Source organism: Paenibacillus brasilensis, assembly GCF_009363115.1.
GTDB lineage: Bacteria > Bacillota > Bacilli > Paenibacillales > Paenibacillaceae > Paenibacillus > Paenibacillus brasilensis.
The window spans coordinates 4548432-4565856 of record NZ_CP045298.1 but is presented as its reverse complement, the minus strand read 5'-3'; the positions used below and the strand labels follow the sequence as shown (position 1 = coordinate 4565856).

22 protein-coding genes are annotated in these 17425 nt (G+C 46.8%); 5 read left to right on the top strand and 17 right to left on the bottom strand.

From position 1 onward, the window contains the following. Window positions 1–4: 4 nt before the first annotated feature. Together GCU48_RS21740 and GCU48_RS21735 are read right to left on the bottom strand one after the other, a co-directional pair. Entirely contained in the window at window positions 5–1249 is a 1245-nt protein-coding gene (locus GCU48_RS21740) for a pyridoxal-phosphate-dependent aminotransferase family protein (protein WP_152381423.1), read from the bottom strand. Beyond that, entirely contained in the window at window positions 1233–2465 is a 1233-nt protein-coding gene (locus GCU48_RS21735; RefSeq protein WP_244316327.1) for a M20/M25/M40 family metallo-hydrolase, read from the bottom strand. Before GCU48_RS21735 ends, GCU48_RS21740 begins: the two co-directional genes overlap by 17 nt. 440 nt (window positions 2466–2905) lie before the next feature. On the opposite strand from GCU48_RS21735, the gene GCU48_RS21730 reads away from it, so the two are divergent. Together GCU48_RS21730 and GCU48_RS21725 are read left to right on the top strand one after the other, a co-directional pair. After that, window positions 2906–3067, top strand: a complete 162-nt coding sequence (locus tag GCU48_RS21730; protein WP_081752136.1) for a MerR family DNA-binding transcriptional regulator — start codon at window positions 2906–2908, stop codon at window positions 3065–3067. Window positions 3068–3149: 82 nt separating this feature from the next. Next, window positions 3150–3356, top strand: coding sequence for a hypothetical protein (locus GCU48_RS21725; RefSeq protein ID WP_152381421.1), 207 nt, complete (start codon window positions 3150–3152; stop codon window positions 3354–3356). A 94-nt stretch (window positions 3357–3450) separates the two neighbouring features. Here GCU48_RS21725 and GCU48_RS21720 read toward each other — a convergent pair whose 3' ends face one another. From GCU48_RS21720 to zwf, 6 genes are all read right to left on the bottom strand, one after another. Continuing rightward, window positions 3451–4536, bottom strand: a complete 1086-nt coding sequence (locus GCU48_RS21720; protein ID WP_152381420.1) for a lactonase family protein — start codon at window positions 4534–4536, stop codon at window positions 3451–3453. A 68-nt stretch (window positions 4537–4604) separates the two neighbouring features. Next, window positions 4605–5051 carry an OsmC family protein gene (locus GCU48_RS21715; RefSeq protein WP_025717391.1) on the bottom strand — a complete coding sequence of 149 codons (447 nt, stop codon included), beginning with the start codon at window positions 5049–5051 and terminating at the stop codon, window positions 4605–4607. A gap of 54 nt (window positions 5052–5105) precedes the next feature. Then, the gene (locus GCU48_RS21710; RefSeq protein ID WP_152381419.1) at window positions 5106–6317 is read right to left on the bottom strand and encodes an MFS transporter; all 1212 of its coding nucleotides are present in this window, start codon (window positions 6315–6317) and stop codon (window positions 5106–5108) included. Between the two features lie 378 nt (window positions 6318–6695). Next, on the bottom strand, window positions 6696–7370 hold the full coding sequence (locus GCU48_RS21705; RefSeq protein WP_152381418.1) for an SOS response-associated peptidase: 675 nt from the start codon (window positions 7368–7370) through the stop codon (window positions 6696–6698). Between the two features lie 144 nt (window positions 7371–7514). Further along, window positions 7515–8408 carry a phosphogluconate dehydrogenase (NAD(+)-dependent, decarboxylating) gene (gene gnd, locus GCU48_RS21700; protein WP_152381417.1) on the bottom strand — a complete coding sequence of 298 codons (894 nt, stop codon included), beginning with the start codon at window positions 8406–8408 and terminating at the stop codon, window positions 7515–7517. A 49-nt stretch (window positions 8409–8457) separates the two neighbouring features. After that, window positions 8458–9960: a glucose-6-phosphate dehydrogenase gene (zwf, locus tag GCU48_RS21695; protein WP_152381416.1), complete on the bottom strand. Its 1503-nt coding sequence runs from the start codon at window positions 9958–9960 to the stop codon at window positions 8458–8460. Window positions 9961–10251: 291 nt separating this feature from the next. On the opposite strand from zwf, the gene GCU48_RS21690 reads away from it, so the two are divergent. After that, window positions 10252–10572, top strand: coding sequence for a winged helix-turn-helix transcriptional regulator (locus GCU48_RS21690; protein ID WP_007430161.1), 321 nt, complete (start codon window positions 10252–10254; stop codon window positions 10570–10572). A gap of 143 nt (window positions 10573–10715) precedes the next feature. Further along, window positions 10716–11045: a hypothetical protein gene (locus GCU48_RS21685; protein WP_152381415.1), complete on the top strand. Its 330-nt coding sequence runs from the start codon at window positions 10716–10718 to the stop codon at window positions 11043–11045. A 10-nt stretch (window positions 11046–11055) separates the two neighbouring features. Here GCU48_RS21685 and GCU48_RS21680 read toward each other — a convergent pair whose 3' ends face one another. The 7 genes from GCU48_RS21680 to GCU48_RS21650 form a co-directional block, all read right to left on the bottom strand. Beyond that, window positions 11056–11979: an NAD(P)/FAD-dependent oxidoreductase gene (locus GCU48_RS21680; protein ID WP_152381414.1), complete on the bottom strand. Its 924-nt coding sequence runs from the start codon at window positions 11977–11979 to the stop codon at window positions 11056–11058. A gap of 243 nt (window positions 11980–12222) precedes the next feature. Then, window positions 12223–12825, bottom strand: coding sequence for a nitroreductase family protein (locus GCU48_RS21675; RefSeq protein ID WP_025717384.1), 603 nt, complete (start codon window positions 12823–12825; stop codon window positions 12223–12225). Window positions 12826–12933: 108 nt separating this feature from the next. Then, window positions 12934–13212 (bottom strand): hypothetical protein, encoded by a 279-nt coding sequence (locus GCU48_RS21670; RefSeq protein ID WP_152381413.1) that lies wholly within the window; start codon window positions 13210–13212, stop codon window positions 12934–12936. Between the two features lie 133 nt (window positions 13213–13345). Then, window positions 13346–13690 carry a (2Fe-2S) ferredoxin domain-containing protein gene (locus GCU48_RS21665; protein ID WP_025717382.1) on the bottom strand — a complete coding sequence of 115 codons (345 nt, stop codon included), beginning with the start codon at window positions 13688–13690 and terminating at the stop codon, window positions 13346–13348. Window positions 13691–13722: 32 nt separating this feature from the next. Next, the gene (locus GCU48_RS21660) at window positions 13723–14223 is read right to left on the bottom strand and encodes a metallophosphoesterase family protein (protein WP_152381412.1); all 501 of its coding nucleotides are present in this window, start codon (window positions 14221–14223) and stop codon (window positions 13723–13725) included. A gap of 24 nt (window positions 14224–14247) precedes the next feature. Then, window positions 14248–14682 (bottom strand): Rrf2 family transcriptional regulator, encoded by a 435-nt coding sequence (locus GCU48_RS21655; protein ID WP_025717380.1) that lies wholly within the window; start codon window positions 14680–14682, stop codon window positions 14248–14250. Between the two features lie 99 nt (window positions 14683–14781). Next, on the bottom strand, window positions 14782–15159 hold the full coding sequence (locus GCU48_RS21650) for a DivIVA domain-containing protein (protein ID WP_025717379.1): 378 nt from the start codon (window positions 15157–15159) through the stop codon (window positions 14782–14784). Window positions 15160–15305: 146 nt separating this feature from the next. Here GCU48_RS21650 and GCU48_RS21645 point away from each other — a divergent pair, with 146 nt between their 5' ends. Then, window positions 15306–15689 carry a TraR/DksA C4-type zinc finger protein gene (locus tag GCU48_RS21645; RefSeq protein WP_152381411.1) on the top strand — a complete coding sequence of 128 codons (384 nt, stop codon included), beginning with the start codon at window positions 15306–15308 and terminating at the stop codon, window positions 15687–15689. 140 nt (window positions 15690–15829) lie between these two features. Here GCU48_RS21645 and GCU48_RS21640 read toward each other — a convergent pair whose 3' ends face one another. Then, window positions 15830–16834, bottom strand: a complete 1005-nt coding sequence (locus GCU48_RS21640) for a Gfo/Idh/MocA family protein (protein ID WP_152382224.1) — start codon at window positions 16832–16834, stop codon at window positions 15830–15832. Window positions 16835–16853: 19 nt separating this feature from the next. After that, window positions 16854–17216 (bottom strand): replication termination protein, encoded by a 363-nt coding sequence (locus GCU48_RS21635; RefSeq protein WP_013310011.1) that lies wholly within the window; start codon window positions 17214–17216, stop codon window positions 16854–16856. Window positions 17217–17425: the final 209 nt, after the last annotated feature.

The following is a 17425-nucleotide window of genomic DNA, read 5'->3' as shown; positions in this document are numbered from 1 at the left end:
CGGTTTATTCATACGTATTCGCCTTTCTGCGATAAACGTCCAATGCGGCCTGTGAAGCAGCTCCAATATGAACGGGGACGCGATGACGGAGCAATGCGGCCTCAAGCGCTCCAAGCAAGTGCAGTACATTTTTTTTATTACAGCTATATCCCATAGTGCCGATCCGCCATATTTTCCCTTTGAGAGCCCCGAACGAGCTGGCGATTTCAATGCCGAATTCGTGAAGAAGCATCGCACGAACAGATTCGCCGTCAACGCCGTCCGGTATATTTACGCACGTAACCATCGGCATCTTGCAGTCAGGATCGCCGAACAGCGTTAATCCCATCGCACGAATTCCAGCCACCAATGCCGCTTCATGCTCGAGATGGCGGGCAAAACGCTGCTCCAACCCTTCTTCCAATACGAGACGCAAGCCTTCACGCAGGGCGTACAGCATCGAAGTCGCTTCGGTATGATGGTTTAAACGGACTGGACTCCAATAGTCCTGAAGCTGACTTAAATCCAGATAATTACTTTGAATTCCTTTACCGCTCCAACCGGTTTCCGTCTGGGGATCGCGAAGCCCACGTTCGATTCGTTTTCGCTTCAATATTTTCGCTTCTGCCCGCTCATTATAGGTAACAGGTGCCATGCCTGCCGGAACGGAAAGACATTTTTGTGTTCCTCCGATCACGGCATCCAGCATCCACTCATCCGTCGCAACCTTCGTTCCACCGACCGTCGCAACCGCATCGACGACGAGAAGAACATCCAGCTCCCGGCAAGCTTTCCCTATTTCCTTCAGCGGCTGCATACGTCCTGTCGATGTCTCACCGTGGACGATCGCCACAATATCCGGACGCTCTTGACGGATCCTTTTCACCACTTGCTCCGGATCAAAAACTTGCCCCCATTCCTGCTCCATGGTAGAGATATCGGCTCCGCAGCGTTCCGCAATTTCTACCAACAAATGGCCGAATCTGCCGTAGATCGGAACCAATACACGGTCTCCCGGTTCAATTAAGCTCGTCAGCACAGCTTCGATACCGGAACGAGATGTACCGTCAACCGAAAATGCCCAGTGATTGTTCGTTTGGAACAACACCCTGATCATGTCCATCGTTTCATTCATGATGTCGGTAAATTCTGGATCAAACTGCCCCAAAATCGAAAACGACATCGCCCGCAATACACGTGGATCCACCTCCACCGGTCCGGGGGTCATGATTGTACGAGGGGACGGTGACAGATCACGATACGTTTTCAAAGCGCTCCCCCCTGTCATAGGCCAATACATACAAGAAATCAGTTAGGACGGAAACACCAGTAGCAAGCTCCTTCGTGGACGTGTATTCATCGGGAGAGTGGCTGATGCCGCCGCGGCTAGGAACAAATACAAGTGCGGTTGGACAGACGGACTGCATCACTTGCGTATCGTGACCGGCACCGCTGAACATGCTGAGAAAGCTCAAATTTCTATGCATACAAATATGTTCCACCATTCGAGTCAGTTCTACGTCCATCATGACCGGCTCTGCGTTCATCCATTGGCTGAGGATCAGCATAAGCCCCCGTCTGGCTGCAACTTCTTCGAAGCTTATTTTCACGGCTTGACAAAAAGCGGATAATGCCACAATTCCCGCGTCCTGCTCGATCACCCGCTTTTGAAAATCCCGAAAATATTCGTCAGACTGGTCTAATGCATAATTTCTAGAAATAAGTGCAAAAACAGTTGTTTTTCTCTCTTTGTGGGGAAGCGCCGTAAATAACATGGATAGAATCTGCTTGTTTTCATAGTTCACTTTTTTGAGTCTTGCCGTCATAGGCCGCAAAATTTCAAACGTATAGTAAATCGTTGCGTAATTTCCCGAGCCATCCGCATCGGCGTAAATGGCGATTTCGTCGGAAACGTAGCGGTTTTCATGCCAATAAACGCTGTAATGTGGTATTTCAGGAAAATCAGAGTCGCCCAATAGTCTGTCGTGAACGAAAGCCAAATGGCTTGCATCCAGAAAATTTTCAACAACTCTCGGCGCAGTTGCATGCAGGATATACGGCTTCGCATGTACCGTTTGAAAAGTTGGATCCTCATATTCCTCATAAAAGGGGACCGGAGCTTCGTTCCCGGAACCAGCATCAAGTTTCACCCAGATAATGCCGTATTGCTCCGTGCAGGAATAAACCACTGCTTTAGCTTTAGGCGGAATGGTTTGTCCTGCTGGCTGCTGAGGGATTTTGACGCATTTTCCTTCTGCATCATACTTCCAGCCGTGGTAAGGACAAACGATACAATCATCTGCCACTTTGCCCAGCGACAACGCCGCCCCCCGGTGTATGCATAAATCTTTAAATGCCTGAACTCCGTCCCGGGTTCGGAAAAAGACGACCCTCTCTTCCAAAATCGTAACAGGTACCGGTTCGCTTCCGATATCCTGAGAATAAATTGCTGCTATCCAATCTTTTGCCAATATGTGATCTTTCATCACAGTCACCTTCTCCTTTTAAAATCCGCGCAAAGTATCAGCACTACAGATTTTTTTCAGGTTCATTGATGTCCGCTCCACATATGTTAGTTTTAATCACATTTAATTTGTTTATTTTTCTCATTATAAGACTCATCTAGAAAACGTGTCAATATAATTAACACTAAAAAGAATCATAAGCAGAAATTATGATCCTATGATCCTATATTCCTTAAACTTGACATACTTAGGTCAGAAAAATTACACTTCGCGGCTCATACATACTAATTGCAGAAGAAGATAAACCTGCTTTATGAGCAAGCTCTTCCAGAACAAATCCCGCCCCTAATTTGATGTCACTTTATTTAACTCGAAATTATAAATTATAGATTTTTTTCTATGTTTCAATTAAAATCATGTCAGATAATATACATTAATCAACTGAAATAAGATACGTGCCAATGAGTAAAGAGAAGCTGAGTATAAGCGAGATGGCAAAACTTCGTGGAATATCCGTGGACACACTGAGGTATTATGACAAGATTGATTTGTTCAAGCCTTCACAGGTCGCGCTTCAAGCTGGATTACAGGAAATCGGATATCATCCTGCGAAAACTCCCTGAAAGACGTTACATCCCTTTCCCGGCTGTTTTGAATATAATGGATTCAGAATCGTTATCCTATGTTTTTTTGAAGCTTGAACAAATGGTAAATGAAGCAATTCCGATTCTGGCCAGCAACTGGATGGGGCATTACATTGAACCCGATTTTTTCGAGGGTATTCTGAATTCAACCGAAGCAATCCCTTCCGGTACGTATGTGTGCTCTTATTACACCGGGCTCAATCATGTGAATTGTATGGGATGTCTTGAAAAACTGCTTATGTATTGCAAAAAAATCGGCCTGCTATGAAATCCAGATTCTTGTTGAACAGATGGTGTGATTCCCACAACAGGACTTGCAGAAAATCAAGGAAAAGGGACTCACATAAGTGAGCCCCGGATTGCTATACGAAAAAGTAAAAAGGCTGTACGCATACCGGCTTGGATACGCTTACTTGTTGTCCGGTGTAGGTTAAGCGGCCGCTTGCCTTGTCCACTTTGAATGTAACAATGTTGTTGGTGTCACGGTTTGCCACCAGCAGGTGATCACCGTTTGGAGTCAAAGCAAAATGGCGCGGATGCTCGCCTTCGGCAGATACATGCTCCACCAGGCTCAGCTTGCCAGTTGCACCGTCAACAGCGTACACCACGATGCTGTCGTGACCGCGGTTAGAGCCGTATAGATAAGCGCCATCCTGCGAAATCGCAATTTCAGCGGTTGTGTTTTCACCAGTAAAATCAGACGGCAACGTTGGTACGCTCTCAAGCTCAGTGAGCTTGCCAGCTTCTGCATCATATGCAAAAGAAGTAATGGAAGAATCCACTTCGTTAATAACAAAAGCGAACTTACCGTTCGGATGGAACGTCAAGTGGCGTGGACCTGCACCTGCATGGATTTTCGTTTCACCATGAAGCACCAGCTGGTCTTTGCTATCATCAATAGTATAGATACGGATCAGATCCAGACCAAGGTCTTGTACGAACAGGAATCGACCGTCAGGACTAAAGAAGCTGGAGTGAGGATGTGGACGATCCTGACGCTCAGGATGCGCTCCCTTGCCTTCATGTTGCTTAACATCCAGCAGCTCACCGATACGTCCATCCTCAGTCAGAGACACCAATCCCACCATACCTCCGTGGTAGCTGACCACAATAAGGTAACGGTCGGATGGATCACGCTGAATGTGGCAGGTTGTTGAGCCCACGTTTTCCGCGCGATTCAGCAATGTAAATGTTCCTTTGACCGGGTCAATTTCAAAAGCAGCAGCTTCGCCAACCTTTGCTCCATCAGCAGAAGTGGTCTCACCAATGGAATACAGCTTCCGATTTTTGGCGTCCACATTCAGGAATGTAGGGTTTTTCAAGCCGGAGAACTCATCCTGTAATGTAAGGGCTCCTGTCTCTTCATTAAAAGTGTACGAATACACTCCGTTACCTTCCAGTTCGGCGTAAGAGCCTGCGAATACGAGCAATTTTTGTTGTGCTGTAATGGTTGTCTCCTCCTTGAATTAGAAAATAATGGGCAATTGGAATGGTTGCTCCTGGTTCAAATATCGCTTTAAGAGGCGCGTTCCACGACAGGCTCTGTAGACAAAGCCACGTTTCCCGCGACGGCACGCGAGATCATGCAGGATGTTTCTGCCTGCTCTGCCAGCCGTAATGCTTGTTCGATTTGCGATTCTGACGCATCGGCGGTCAATTGAACCCGCGGGCGATGCACAATCCGACGATATGTAAAAATATTGTTCGTAACATCGACAATCCCTTCGGATTCCAGTCCCAGTGATGCCACGGGAAGACTGGCACGCTCCATCATCGCTGCCAACGTAATCAAGTAGCAGGTAGCGGCAGCACCGAGCAGCATTTCATCCGGATTGGTACCCACACCGGGACCACCCATCTCAGCCGGAATCGAAATTGCAGTCCGCAGCTGTCCGGCTTCAATACGTCCGTCGCTGTTGCGCCCCCCGTTCCAGTCTGCCTTGAGCAGAAAGGTATGCTCCATTTCAGGTCACTTCTCTCTCTTGTATTATGAATCTTTACCCAGGTGAATGTAAAGTTAGTCGATCTCCTGATTTTTGGTTTCAGTCCCCAGCAACCCTACAGCGACTGCTCCAATCAGGATAGCAACGAAGAAAATCGCAAAAATAGCGGGTAATCCAATGCCCTGCCCTACCAGTATACCGACCACCAATGGCCCGATTACGCCTCCAATACGGCCAAACGCAGCCGCCATACCCACACCGGTAGAACGAACGGATGTTGGATACAATTCCGGCGTATAAGCATACATCGCCCCCCATGCACCGAGGTTGAAAAAGGACAAGCAAATCCCAGCGGCCAATAGCATTCCAGCCGTTTCCGAGGTTCCGAACCAAATGGCGGACACCGCCGTCAGCAGTAAGTAAATGATGAGGACGAATTTGCGGCCCAGCTTTTCAATCAGATACGCAGCGGTAAAGTAACCTGGTAATTGTGCAAGTGTCATGATCAGGACGTACTCAAAGCTTTTAACCAGCTCAAACCCTTTCATAAACATCATGCTCGGCAGCCACAGGAACATGCCGTAATATGAAAACACAACCGTAAACCATAAAATCCATAGCATTAACGTAGACTTGCGATTTGCCGCCGACCAAATAGAAGCCAACCGTTCACGCAGTGGGAGCTTGACGCTCTGCTGCTTATAACGCGGTGAATCCTCAACAGCCCTGCGCAAATAAAGAGCGTACAGCGCAGGTATTGCGCCGAGAATAAAGGCCATCTGCCAACCATACTTTGGAATCACAAAATAGGCAATAAGAGCCGAAAGAATCCAGCCTGCAGCCCAAAAGCTTTCCAGCAGTACGACTGCTCTTCCTCGCTCCTTCACAGGTACAGATTCCGACACCAGTGTCGAAGCTACAGGCAATTCTCCGCCCAAGCCTGCGCCTGCAATAAAACGCAGCACCAGCAGCATTCCAAGACCCGTTGCAAAAGCAGACAGGCCGCTAGCAATGGAAAAAATCAGCAGCGTCCACACTAATATGGCGCGCCTGCCGTAGCGATCAGCTAAAATCCCAGCCAACGCGGCCCCAAACACCATTCCTATTGAATTCATCGAGGTCACCAGACCAATTTGCTCTGATCCCAGATGCCACTCCTTGGCCAGTGCTGCGACTATAAATGAAAGCAGCCCCACATCCATGGCATCAAAAAGCCAACTGAGCCCCGCGCTAAACAGCAGCTTCCTCTTCTTAGCTGGTGGTAATGATGAAGTTAATTCACTCATGATTCGCTCTCCCTTAAATGCATCGTATACAGCCGTATATTCAGATGTCTTGTCATCTGTAGCCTGGCATCTATTGTACCGCAAGCTTCCTTAATCTGCGAGTATTTTTAACGCAGAAAAAACGGAAGATTGCCTACGGCAATTCTCCCGCCTTCTGGAACCTGACACTTACCGGTTTTGGACCAGACCGATGATCGTCACCATGAGCACCAGCAGCTGGATGAGTGTATCGTTACTCATTCCAATCGCCTCCATCCCATATGAGATACTCCTTCGGCCGTTTCCCCTCTCCCCGGATCATGACGCTTGTTCCCCAATACATACCTATGCAGGTGGCGGGAAGCTTATGATCAATAATGGATAAAAATCTTCATACGTTTAAGGTTTAATCCAGGAATATTGCAAATCCATTTCCTGAATGCATTCGCGGTTATCGTGTTCATCATTAGCCACCAGCGGCGTTACCGGATAGATGCTCATGTCGCCTTGCTCATACGTACGCAGGATTGGCAGCAGTTCATCTACGTTCTGGATGGATGGATTCAGCCAAGCATTGATATGTTCAGCTTCGAGAATAGCCGGCATACGACTATCGAATTCACGTATATCCGCATTGGCTTGGACTGTCATCATCGTACAGGTACGCAGCGGCTCTTTACGACTATCCTGCCATATTTCATATAATCCCGCGACCGCAAACATTTTCTGTTCCGGCAGTACCACGCGTACAGCGCACATGCGTTTACCCCATTTGCGCCAATAATAAAATCCGTTGCATGGAATGATACAACGCCGGGTTTCCGCCATCTTGCGATAGCTCGGATTTACCCACAGCGAATTTAAATCAGCGTTAACACAATCCTTGCCCCAATAGGGTATAAATCCCCACCGAAATTCATCAAGCACCCGTTCTCCATCCTGATGCAGCACAATCGGGATATGCTGGGTGGGACTCATGTTATAACGTGTTTTGTAATAATACATCACCCGTTGTATGCCAAAATGATCCCTTACCTCATCCAAATCAGCTGATAACGAAAATCTTTTGCACATATATTCTTCTTCCTTCCGCCTTTTTCAACTATTGTGCGGATATACAAGGAAAAATATGCATACAGCAACAGACCATACCAAAACATATAGCAATATCCCCGCAGTGAGTGAGGCTACGGGGACAGATGCTAGCTTATATCGTTCTTACTTCTTTTCTACCGCGTGACCGCCAAATTCATTACGCAGTGCAGCAACCACTTTTCCGTTGAACGTATCCGTATCCAGAGAACGGTAACGCATCAGCAGGGACAAAGCAATGACTGGAGTCGCTGCCTGAATATCGAGCGCTTCCTCAACGGTCCATTTACCTTCACCAGAGGAGTGCATAACCCCACGGATTTCATCCAGATTCGCATCCTTGGAGAATGCACGTTCAGTCAAGCCCATCAGCCATGAGCGAATAACGGAGCCGTTGTTCCAAACACGCGCTACTTGCTCATAGTCAAAGTCAAAGCTGCTTTTCTCGAGCACTTCAAAGCCTTCACCAATGGAAGCCATCATGCCGTATTCCACACCGTTGTGAACCATTTTGAGAAAATGTCCGCTACCGGATTTACCTGCATACAGATAACCATTTTCCACCGCTGTATCACGGAAAATAGGTTCAACAACAGCCCAGGCTTCGGGATCGCCGCCGATCATGTAACATGCACCATTGCGTGCGCCTTCCATACCGCCGGAAGTTCCTGCATCCATGAAGCGGATGCCGTATTCCTTCAGACGGGCATGACGAGCAATGGACTCTTTGTAATGAGAGTTACCCCCTTCAATAATGATGTCCCCTTTGGACAGCATCGGTTGAAGCTGATCCAGCACAGTATCAACAATTTGATGGGGAACCATAATCCACAGGACTCTAGGGGATTGGGTTGCTTGTACAAGCTCTTCCAATGTGGCAGCACCTGTAGCACCATAATCCTTCATTTCTTGAATCGCTGCTGCATTCACGTCGTAAGCAACAACTTCATGTTGATGGTCGATCAAGTTTTTTCCGAGATTCAAGCCCATTTTTCCCAAACCAATTAGTCCAACTTGCATTGTAAAGGCCTCCTGCCGTAGCAAAAATATATTGTCTGTTTGTTAATGTTTAAGCACGAACAACTGCTTTTTCAGAAGTTTCGGACTTTTGATCCAGCCACCATGTAAAGCCCTGTTTCTCCAACAATTGGTCTGAAGCTTCTGGACCATAGGAGCCTGCTGCATAAGAATGAAGCGGAACTTCTCCACGAGCAAAAGCCTCCAGTACGGGCTGTACCCACATCCATGAAAGCTCAACTTCATTCCAGTGAGCAAAAAAGGTGGAGTCGCCGCGCAGCGCATCAAAGATAAGGCGCTCATAAGCTTCCGGGACAGCCTTGTCCTCTGAATCATAGTTCATCAGGACCGTTTCCAGTTGACCATTGTTCATCGGGTCTTTACTGTTCAGACGAAGGGTTACTTTTTCATCCGGATTTACATGAATGATAAGTAAGTTTGGTTCAGATGGCTGCCCTTGAGCAGCATATGGATCGGTGGTGTCCTTCTTGAATTCCACAACGATACGTGTGGATTTTTCCTTCATGCGTTTGCCGGTACGAATATAGAATGGCACACCTGACCATTGCTCATTGTCGATCCATAGGCGAGCTGAAATAAATGTATCGTTATGCGAATCAGGTTCAATACCCGGTTCTTCTTTATAGGAAGGAACTGCGTTTCCGTTAATCTCACCACTCGTATATTGCCCTCTAACAACACTGGAAGCAATATCCGAAGGATCAAGCGGACGCAACGCCTGCATGACCTTGCTTTTTTCGTCACGCACCTGATCAGCCGTTACATGTACAGGCTTGTTCATGGCTGTCATCATCAGCACCTGCAGCATGTGATTTTGTACCATGTCACGAATAGCTCCGGAATGATCGTAGTACCCAGCGCGCTCTTCAACCCCAACGATCTCGGAAGCGGTAATTTGCACATTGGCAATGTACTGATTGTTCCAAACTCCTTGAAGCAATGGATTAGCAAACTTCAGAGCTTCCAGGTTTTGCACCATCGGCTTGCCCAAGTAGTGGTCAATACGATAAATCTCATCCTCAGCAAATGTTCTGCTCAAACGATCATTCAACTCACGTGCCGATTCCAGATCATGTCCAAACGGTTTTTCGATAATAAGCCGTTTCCATCCCTTAGTTTCGGCTAAACCACTTTCCCGAATGTTGAGGGCAATCACATCAAAAAATTCCGGTGCCACCGATAAGTAAAACATGCGGTTCCCCGGAATTCCCAAATCATTTTCACGTTGCTCAGCAAGCTGCAGCAGCTTTTTATAATCTTCCGGGTGATTGACATTCAAAGCACTGTAGCGGAAAGCACTCAAGAATTGATCCATTTGTGCACGGTCATCATTCACGCGTCTGGAAAAATCCCTAATGGATTGCTCCACATTACTTTGAAATTGCTCGTCAGCCACTTCACGACGCCCCATCCCAATTACAGAAAAGGAAGCCGGAATTTTACCTTCTACAAACAAATTATACAAGGCAGGGTAAATTTTGCGTTTCGCCAAATCCCCTGTCGCTCCAAATAAGACAAAAGTCATTGAATCCATGAATTATTCCTTCTTCCCATTATAAAAGATGAGGTTATTAAAAGTTACCTGAGGAATTAACGTAACCCATAATACACCCAAAATAAGGGGCAAGTCAATCAAATTTTAGCGAAATCGTGAACACTCGATATATCCTGTAATGATAATGTTTTCTGTGGTATGATTGACGAAAGGAATGAGAAAAAAATGTTAAAAATGTCACAGTTGCTACAACATGATATAGTTACTATTGGTATACACAGTTACTTTTAGTATACTGTTTAAAACAACAATGAAATTGAGGGGATTCAGATGAGCGACGACAGGCAGCCTAAGCTTTTGTGCGGTAAGGTGGAACAGTCCTTTCAGATCATCAGCAAAAAATGGACCGCTCTTATCATTCATACTTTAATGGAACATCCCAAACGATTCAGTGAAATTCACGTCTCCATACCTGATCTTAGCAAACGTATGCTGAACGAACGCATCAAGGAACTAGAGCTTTCCGGCCTGATCCTTCGCAATGTCATCACAGAGCGACCTGTGCGTACCGAGTATTCGCTGACACGCAAGGGGAAGGAACTCGGTGATGCATTGAATGGTGTCGAGAGCTGGGCCGAAAGATGGCTTTAACCGCCTTCAGGAGAGCGTCCTACACGGTCTCCTGTTATTGTGTTGCTTTGTAAGGATCATAATACAAGCAATCGCATACAAAATAATGGTACAACTACTCAGCAGCCCACGCTTTTGGGATGAGCCATGAAAGGATGAGACTGATGGCATTTGGTATTACCCGCCAGGAGCTTGCAGCCTGGAAAAGAGAGGTCGACCGCGGTGAAATTGCTTTTCTGACGCACTACTGGCTGGACGAACGATTTCCAAGAATTACAACTGTTACCAAGGTGGGCTGTTCTGATTTGGACAAGCTGAGCTTATGGTGCAGCAATAACGGTTTGGACCCGCGATATATTCATCAGCGTCAGCCCTATCCCCATTTTGATCTGATTGGCAGCAAGCAAACTGAGATTTTACGTAAATACGGCATGAGTGATCAGTTGAAACGCTTCGGTCAGCATGTACAAACGGGGACATATCCCTCCTTTTAAGCCGCAGCTCTTAGAGTTGCGGTACTTTTGTTTGCATACCGGACAACACCTTGTGTATCCAAATGGCCGCTGTCGCCCCTTCCCCCATCGCTACAGTCGCTTGCTCGGCATGAGCTCCCAAATCGCCGGCTACCCATACATTTTCGATATTTGTCATTTTGCTGCGAGGATGCGTCTCGATATGCTTGTTATGCAGCAAATGGACACCCAACTGCTCTGCCAGCTCTGAATGAACATGATTTCCACCAAAGGCCAAAAAGCCCCGTTCCGCGCGAACTACATCTCCCCCATCCAGCCGAACTCCTTCAAACCCCCCAGGCTTCCCGGTTATGATTTGGGAAATCGCTGCTTCTCGATATCCAATTCCTTTCTCCCGCAGCTTGGTCATAAGCTCGTTCGGAACTTCCGACCGCTCGTGATTGACATAAACCAACTGATCGGTACGTGCTGATAAAATCAGAGCCATGGACGCTCCCGCTTTCCCCGCTCCGATCACCACCGTGCTCCGATCCTGAACCTCATAGCCATCACAATCCGGGCAGACATACACACTGTTGCCCAAGCAGGCCTCAAGTCCTTCCAGCTTGGGAAAACGGTCAGTTAGTCCCGTGGCCAGCAGTAACGTTCTGGAGGAGTATACCGTTCCCTCTTCAATTTCAATGTCAAAAAGCTCCTCCTGTTTACGCGCTTGTATCGCCTTCCCCTTAACCAATTCGACTCCCAGTCTAGTGGCCTCATGTCGTCCAAGCCGCCTTAGCTCTTCACCAGCTATACCGTCAGGAAAGCCTAGAATATTATGATATTGACGGCACAGCGTAGATCGACCATATCCTGAATCTATTACCAGAACGCGATGGCTGCTGTATCTTCCCAATTGAATGGCTGCTTGCAGCCCGGCAATCCCTCCACCAATAATAATGCAATCATAGGTCACGCGCTGTTACCTCCTTCATAATGACTTGTAAACAACACCCCTGTTGTTTTTTCATGAGTATTCTTCTCATGTGTAACCTTCTCATATGATTTTAAACGTAGCATCACCTTCCGGCATCCGAATTAATCCCAAAATCAGCGCATTTCCAGAGATTAATCACGTAATCGAATGGAATGACAAAAAGCACTGTGGATACCACAGCGCTCTGCTCAGTATGAAACCTGTTCGTTTGTATTTTCTGACTTATTTAAACGTTTTTACGCGTTCTTCAACAGGTTGGAATTCTTTGTCACCTGGTTGGAAGGTTGGTTTACCGAACGGCATTTCAGCAATCAGTTTCCAATGTTCTGGGATGTTCCATTCATTTTTTACTTTTTCGTCGATCAAAGGGTTGTAATGCTGAAGGGATGCGCCCAGTCCTTCTTGCTCCAGAGCTGTCCACACCACCAGTTGCAGCATACCATTCGATTGGTTAGACCAGATTGGGAAATTGTCTGCATACGCTTCAAATTGTTGCTGCAGACCCGCTACAACGTTATTGTCTTCAAAGAACAAGACCGTTCCGTAGCCGCTGCGGAAGCCGTTCATTTTCTCAGCAGTAGATTTGAATTGTTCCTCATTGCCTACAACCTCACGCAAAATATCCTCCGTAATATTCCACAGTTTGTCATGGTGCTCTCCGAGCAATACAACCGCGCGTGAAGTTTGGGAGTTAAACGAGGTAGGTGTATATTTAACAGCTTCCTCTACAATCTCTTGAATCTTTTGATCGGAAATTACTTGTTCTTTGCTGATACCGTAATAGGAGCGTCTTTCTTTCAGAGCTGTAAAGAAGTCTTTAGACATTTTTGTTACCTCCTGAGAAAAATTAATTACTTTTCGTAACTAAATATATTATACACATATCTTAATGTCAAGATATTTCTTTTTAAATATTACCAGTTGCCTGCTATTTTATGCATCACCTTTGTATTTTTTCTCGCTGGAAGAGGTGTGCTTGGTTACATCCTTGTCGAATTCCTCCTGACGTTCCATCTTTAAATCCTCTACAGGGATCGCATCTACCGTCTGCTCACTCTCAAAACGGTCGAACAAGCTCTCCCGCTCCGTCGGATACTGCTCCGCATGATCCCGGCTTAGGGTCTGCTCCTGTACATCATGCTCTGCCGGTTCTCTCCCTGTCCGTTCCTTTTTTTCATCCTGATCGTGCAGATCATTGTCAAATCGGGTCATTTGTTTCCCTCCCTCTCGGCTTGTTGTCCATAGTATACTTTTACCTTCCAAGACAGAGATTAAACGCAAAAAAGAGAAAATCTCCGTAAAGATTTTCCCTACTTTTCGTATTTATTTTATGTTCTAATCTTACTTATTTTACGTTGCTGGATGATTCCGAACGGGATTTGCCTGTACACTCATGAAAAAGATGGGTTTCCAGCTTTTCTCCCTCCACGAGCTTCTGTACCAGCTGTGTCCCCGCAGCAGGCGTCATCTGACCATACCAGTCACCTTGAGGGTATACGATCACAACCGCAGCATCGTGACAACGGCCATTACAGCGAGTGCGGGTCGTATGAATATAAGTGTCTGCGTTTTGTTTACGGATTTCATCCCGGATTGCCTGTGTTACTTCTTCACCCTCATGCCGCATACATGTACCTCCATTACAGATCAATACATGATGCTTCATCGGTTCCAATTCAAATATAGCCATAACTTCCCCTTTAATCAACGGTTGTTGATTGCTTAATGTTTATCTGGATAAAGAACAAGCTGTGCTTTTAACTGCCCAGTTTCAAGGTTCAGCACGATAAATGAATATTCGTCCTCACCACGTTTGTCCGTCGGAGAACCGGGATTCAGAACAAGCAGCTCTCCCACCCTTTTGACCACCGGAATATGCGAATGTCCGTAAATCAGGCAATCCAGCGTTTCTCCCTTAAACGTATTCAGCGCAATATTCTCTGTCGAGCCGCGCCAGCCATGACCATGAACCATACCAATCCGTTTGCCCCGGACTTCAACGATTCGCTGATAGCCCAAACGTTCTACGATATCTATTCCATCATTGTTCCCGGCAATTCCTTGCACAGGCGCAAATTCCGCCAGGCGTTCATATACGAACCAGTCCGTCCAGTCTCCGGCATGGAGAATGAGATCACTGTCTTTTAACTCCTGTACAAGCCGACTCGGAAGCGCCTTGCTTCGGTACGGCATATGAGTATCTGATAGTACGACGATTTTCATATTAGATGCTCCTTACCGGCGTCTCTACACAGACGAACTCTGCTGTCCAACCCGCTGCTGGAGCGCCTGTTCCAGATCTCGCAGCGTAACGGTCTCGAAAAACGCCTGTATTTTCTCTTCTGCCACGGTATATAAACCGTCTAACAAAGCGTCTATGTTCTTGCCGACCTCACAATTATGATTGCTGTCGGTATGAATGGAGAACAACGGCCCTTCATCCTTGGTCGCTTCATATATCATTTTAAGATTAATGTTTGAGCTCGACATGCTCAAACGAAAGCCGCGTGCTCCCGGCGATGAATCAACCAAACCCACTTGCTTGAGTCGGCTCATAATTCTTCTCACGACAACCGGATTCGTATTGATACTGGATGCGATCAGCGTCGAAGTCATTCGCTCCGGCGCTCCTTCTGCCAGTAGAAGCAGACAATGGATACTAACGGAAAAATGGGTACTCATGTTAACCACCTTTATATGTGTGCCTCATTTAATGTTGTGCAAAATGCGTACTTCCATCATACCACATTAAAGAGGCATCGACACAGAACCTACTGCACCTTACTCCGGAAAATAGTCATTTTCAGGACGCAATCGTACTTTCAACTGGCGTACGCTATATTCGAGCTGCTTGACGATATCCTCCAGTTGACGACGATCAAGTCCGCTGAAATCGGCGGCAGGCTTGGGTGCATTTTTCAAATCACGTATCGTTGCCTGCTGCTCCTGCCACTTGTCCATCAAGTCGGCTATATTCGCATAAAAGCGTTCATAATCCTTGATCACTTCGTCCAGGAAAGCATCTACCTCGTCCGGATCATAGCCACGTATTTTGTTTTTAAACTGTTTTTCATGAATGGAGAGCGCGTCCAGCTGAATGCCCAGTTGTTTAAATAACTGTTTTTGCTTATCCAGACGACGCTTCATATGTTCATCCATCGGTTATTCCCTCCTTAACACACTATTCTTTTTATATCACATTCTAGGCTGGTAATAAAAGTCTCTGCTGATTGCCCAGTCCTGTGAGCGGGTATAAACAAAGCATATGTACAACTACATCCAGACGACGAAGGAGAGATAAAATCATGAACCATTTGAGCGAATCACAGCTTGCTGAGCTGAAACATATGTTGCTGGAGCAGATCAATGCAGCCCTTCAACGCATGAAGAAAGGAACGTACGGAATATGCGTGGAGAGCGGGGAAGAAATCCCTTTTGAACGTCTGCAAGCCATTCCATACACCGCGTATACAGTCGAGCATACACCAAATCGGGAGCTATCGAATGACTGCCCTATAGAGGAGCAGGTCATGACTCCCCCACCCAAGGGTGCAGGTGAAGTGCGACAACGAAATGCTGGACGTTTTGACGATGCGGGTTCATGGGATGCAGTTGAAGAATACGGCACATCCAACTCGCCTGCAACAGCTGCCAAGCGCGATGCTGCAAGCTATGATGAAGGTATGTGAGGCGCAACGCAAAGGCTCGAAGGCTGTCTGTATGCGTATGTATTCGTTGAACTAAAAAGCAGCTTGTCCTTGTGACAGGCTGCTTTTCTTAACCTTTTTGCAATACGGTTAATACTTCTATCCGATTACTCTTATTCAATCTACCCGATTTCCACCCGTTTCCGACTGTGAGCCGATTCAATACATGCGTCGATCACTTTCATATTGCTGACCGCATCTTCTGGCTCGTAAGGCAGCGGAACACCGTCAAGCACGGCCTCGGCAAAAGCATTCACTTGCAGCTCAAAGGAATTAAAGCCTTTAAGACGTTCCTCGCGCGTAACCGAACCGACGTGGACGAAGATTTGTGGTACAACAGATGTTCTTTCCCAGCCGAACATTTTGGGCATCGCGATTGTGCCTTTGCTGCCGAGAATTTCCATATTGGAGCGGTTCGCGGCCCACATGCCGCAATCGAAGGTGAGATTGACCCCGCCCGGAAACTCCAGCAAGCCGGAAGCCATCATATCAACGTTGTCATGCTCTGGAGAAAATAAGGCATGTACCGTCACTGCCTCAGGCTCCCGATCCAAATACATACGAGCCGCTGATATCGGATACACACCTACATCATATAACGAGCCGCCGCCCATCCCTTTATTAAAACGCACATTATTTGCCTGATCGGCATTGTTAAACGTAAATGTGCAATGAATGCCGCGAATGTCGCCAATTTCCCCGCTATTGATGATTTCCTTAATTCTTCGATGCTTTGGATGATAGCGATACATAAAGGCTTCTGCAAAAATTACGCCTGCATTTTTACAGGCTTCAATCATACGGCTAGTCCCGGCCGAACTGAGAGAAGATGGTTTTTCGCATAAAACATGCTTTCCTGCCTCCGCCGCCCGAATCGTCCACTCTTCATGCAGATGGTTTGGCAACGGGATATACACCGCCCCGATTTCGGGATCAGCCAACAGCTCCTCATAGCTTCCATAGCTTTTCGGAATATCGAATTCCCGGGCGATCTCGGCGGCTTTGTCAGCATTACGACTAGCAATTCCAAGCACTTCTCCGCGTTCAGATTGCTGAACTGCCGGAATTACAGCGATTCGGGCAATCTCCGCAGTACCCAAAATTCCCCATTTCAGCTTTCTACCCATCATTCTCATCCTTTCGTGGTTAGGAATAGTTGTCTTGTTCCGCTTTATGCAGCATACCTAAGCAGCGGTCCAAATCGGCTTTAACCTGCTTTTTATAAAGTCGGGCCTTCTCCTCCCCATCATCTGTAAAATGATAGAGCACAATTTCCTGGAAATCCACGCGCGGGTCTGTCCCTTTTAATCGCTTGGTACGGTAAAAAACACCTTCCTGTACCAGCTCATGCAGCGCTCGGTAGACCTCACTCTGAGGCGGAACATATCCGAAGCCGCTAAACTCATCCTTCATAGATTCGAGCATCTGATATCCATAACCGCGATGCCTCTCCACCATTGTGATCAGATAAATTTTGATAAAAGCCCGCTGGGATATCATAAACGCCATTGTACAGCCTCCTCCACACCTTATTCATATACCTCTTATCTTCCATTATAAACCACTCTGTGTCCATACACTATTTCCTTTCATAATGTGAGTGCGCATGAGAAATTCCGCCCCTTGTGACGGGTTGTAAGATGGCGAAAGATATAACATGACGCATTGTTAGGCAGGTTGCGAATGGCGGGTCATGGTCTTTTCTATTATGAATTTTT

Coding starts and splice junctions, on each gene's coding strand:
- GCU48_RS21735 (WP_244316327.1), bottom strand. CDS start 2,465: ATGAAAGATCACATATTGGCAAAAGATTGGATAGCAGCAATTTATTCT.
- GCU48_RS21730 (WP_081752136.1), top strand. CDS start 2,906: ATGAGTAAAGAGAAGCTGAGTATAAGCGAGATGGCAAAACTTCGTGGA.
- GCU48_RS21725 (WP_152381421.1), top strand. CDS start 3,150: ATGGTAAATGAAGCAATTCCGATTCTGGCCAGCAACTGGATGGGGCAT.
- GCU48_RS21715 (WP_025717391.1), bottom strand. CDS start 5,051: ATGGAGCATACCTTTCTGCTCAAGGCAGACTGGAACGGGGGGCGCAAC.
- GCU48_RS21710 (WP_152381419.1), bottom strand. CDS start 6,317: ATGAGTGAATTAACTTCATCATTACCACCAGCTAAGAAGAGGAAGCTG.
- GCU48_RS21705 (WP_152381418.1), bottom strand. CDS start 7,370: ATGTGCAAAAGATTTTCGTTATCAGCTGATTTGGATGAGGTAAGGGAT.
- gnd (WP_152381417.1), bottom strand. CDS start 8,408: ATGCAAGTTGGACTAATTGGTTTGGGAAAAATGGGCTTGAATCTCGGA.
- zwf (WP_152381416.1), bottom strand. CDS start 9,960: ATGGATTCAATGACTTTTGTCTTATTTGGAGCGACAGGGGATTTGGCG.
- GCU48_RS21690 (WP_007430161.1), top strand. CDS start 10,252: ATGAGCGACGACAGGCAGCCTAAGCTTTTGTGCGGTAAGGTGGAACAG.
- GCU48_RS21685 (WP_152381415.1), top strand. CDS start 10,716: ATGGCATTTGGTATTACCCGCCAGGAGCTTGCAGCCTGGAAAAGAGAG.
- GCU48_RS21675 (WP_025717384.1), bottom strand. CDS start 12,825: ATGTCTAAAGACTTCTTTACAGCTCTGAAAGAAAGACGCTCCTATTAC.
- GCU48_RS21670 (WP_152381413.1), bottom strand. CDS start 13,212: ATGACCCGATTTGACAATGATCTGCACGATCAGGATGAAAAAAAGGAA.
- GCU48_RS21665 (WP_025717382.1), bottom strand. CDS start 13,690: ATGGCTATATTTGAATTGGAACCGATGAAGCATCATGTATTGATCTGT.
- GCU48_RS21660 (WP_152381412.1), bottom strand. CDS start 14,223: ATGAAAATCGTCGTACTATCAGATACTCATATGCCGTACCGAAGCAAG.
- GCU48_RS21655 (WP_025717380.1), bottom strand. CDS start 14,682: ATGAGTACCCATTTTTCCGTTAGTATCCATTGTCTGCTTCTACTGGCA.
- GCU48_RS21650 (WP_025717379.1), bottom strand. CDS start 15,159: ATGGATGAACATATGAAGCGTCGTCTGGATAAGCAAAAACAGTTATTT.
- GCU48_RS21645 (WP_152381411.1), top strand. CDS start 15,306: ATGAACCATTTGAGCGAATCACAGCTTGCTGAGCTGAAACATATGTTG.
- GCU48_RS21640 (WP_152382224.1), bottom strand. CDS start 16,834: ATGGGTAGAAAGCTGAAATGGGGAATTTTGGGTACTGCGGAGATTGCC.
- GCU48_RS21635 (WP_013310011.1), bottom strand. CDS start 17,216: ATGGCGTTTATGATATCCCAGCGGGCTTTTATCAAAATTTATCTGATC.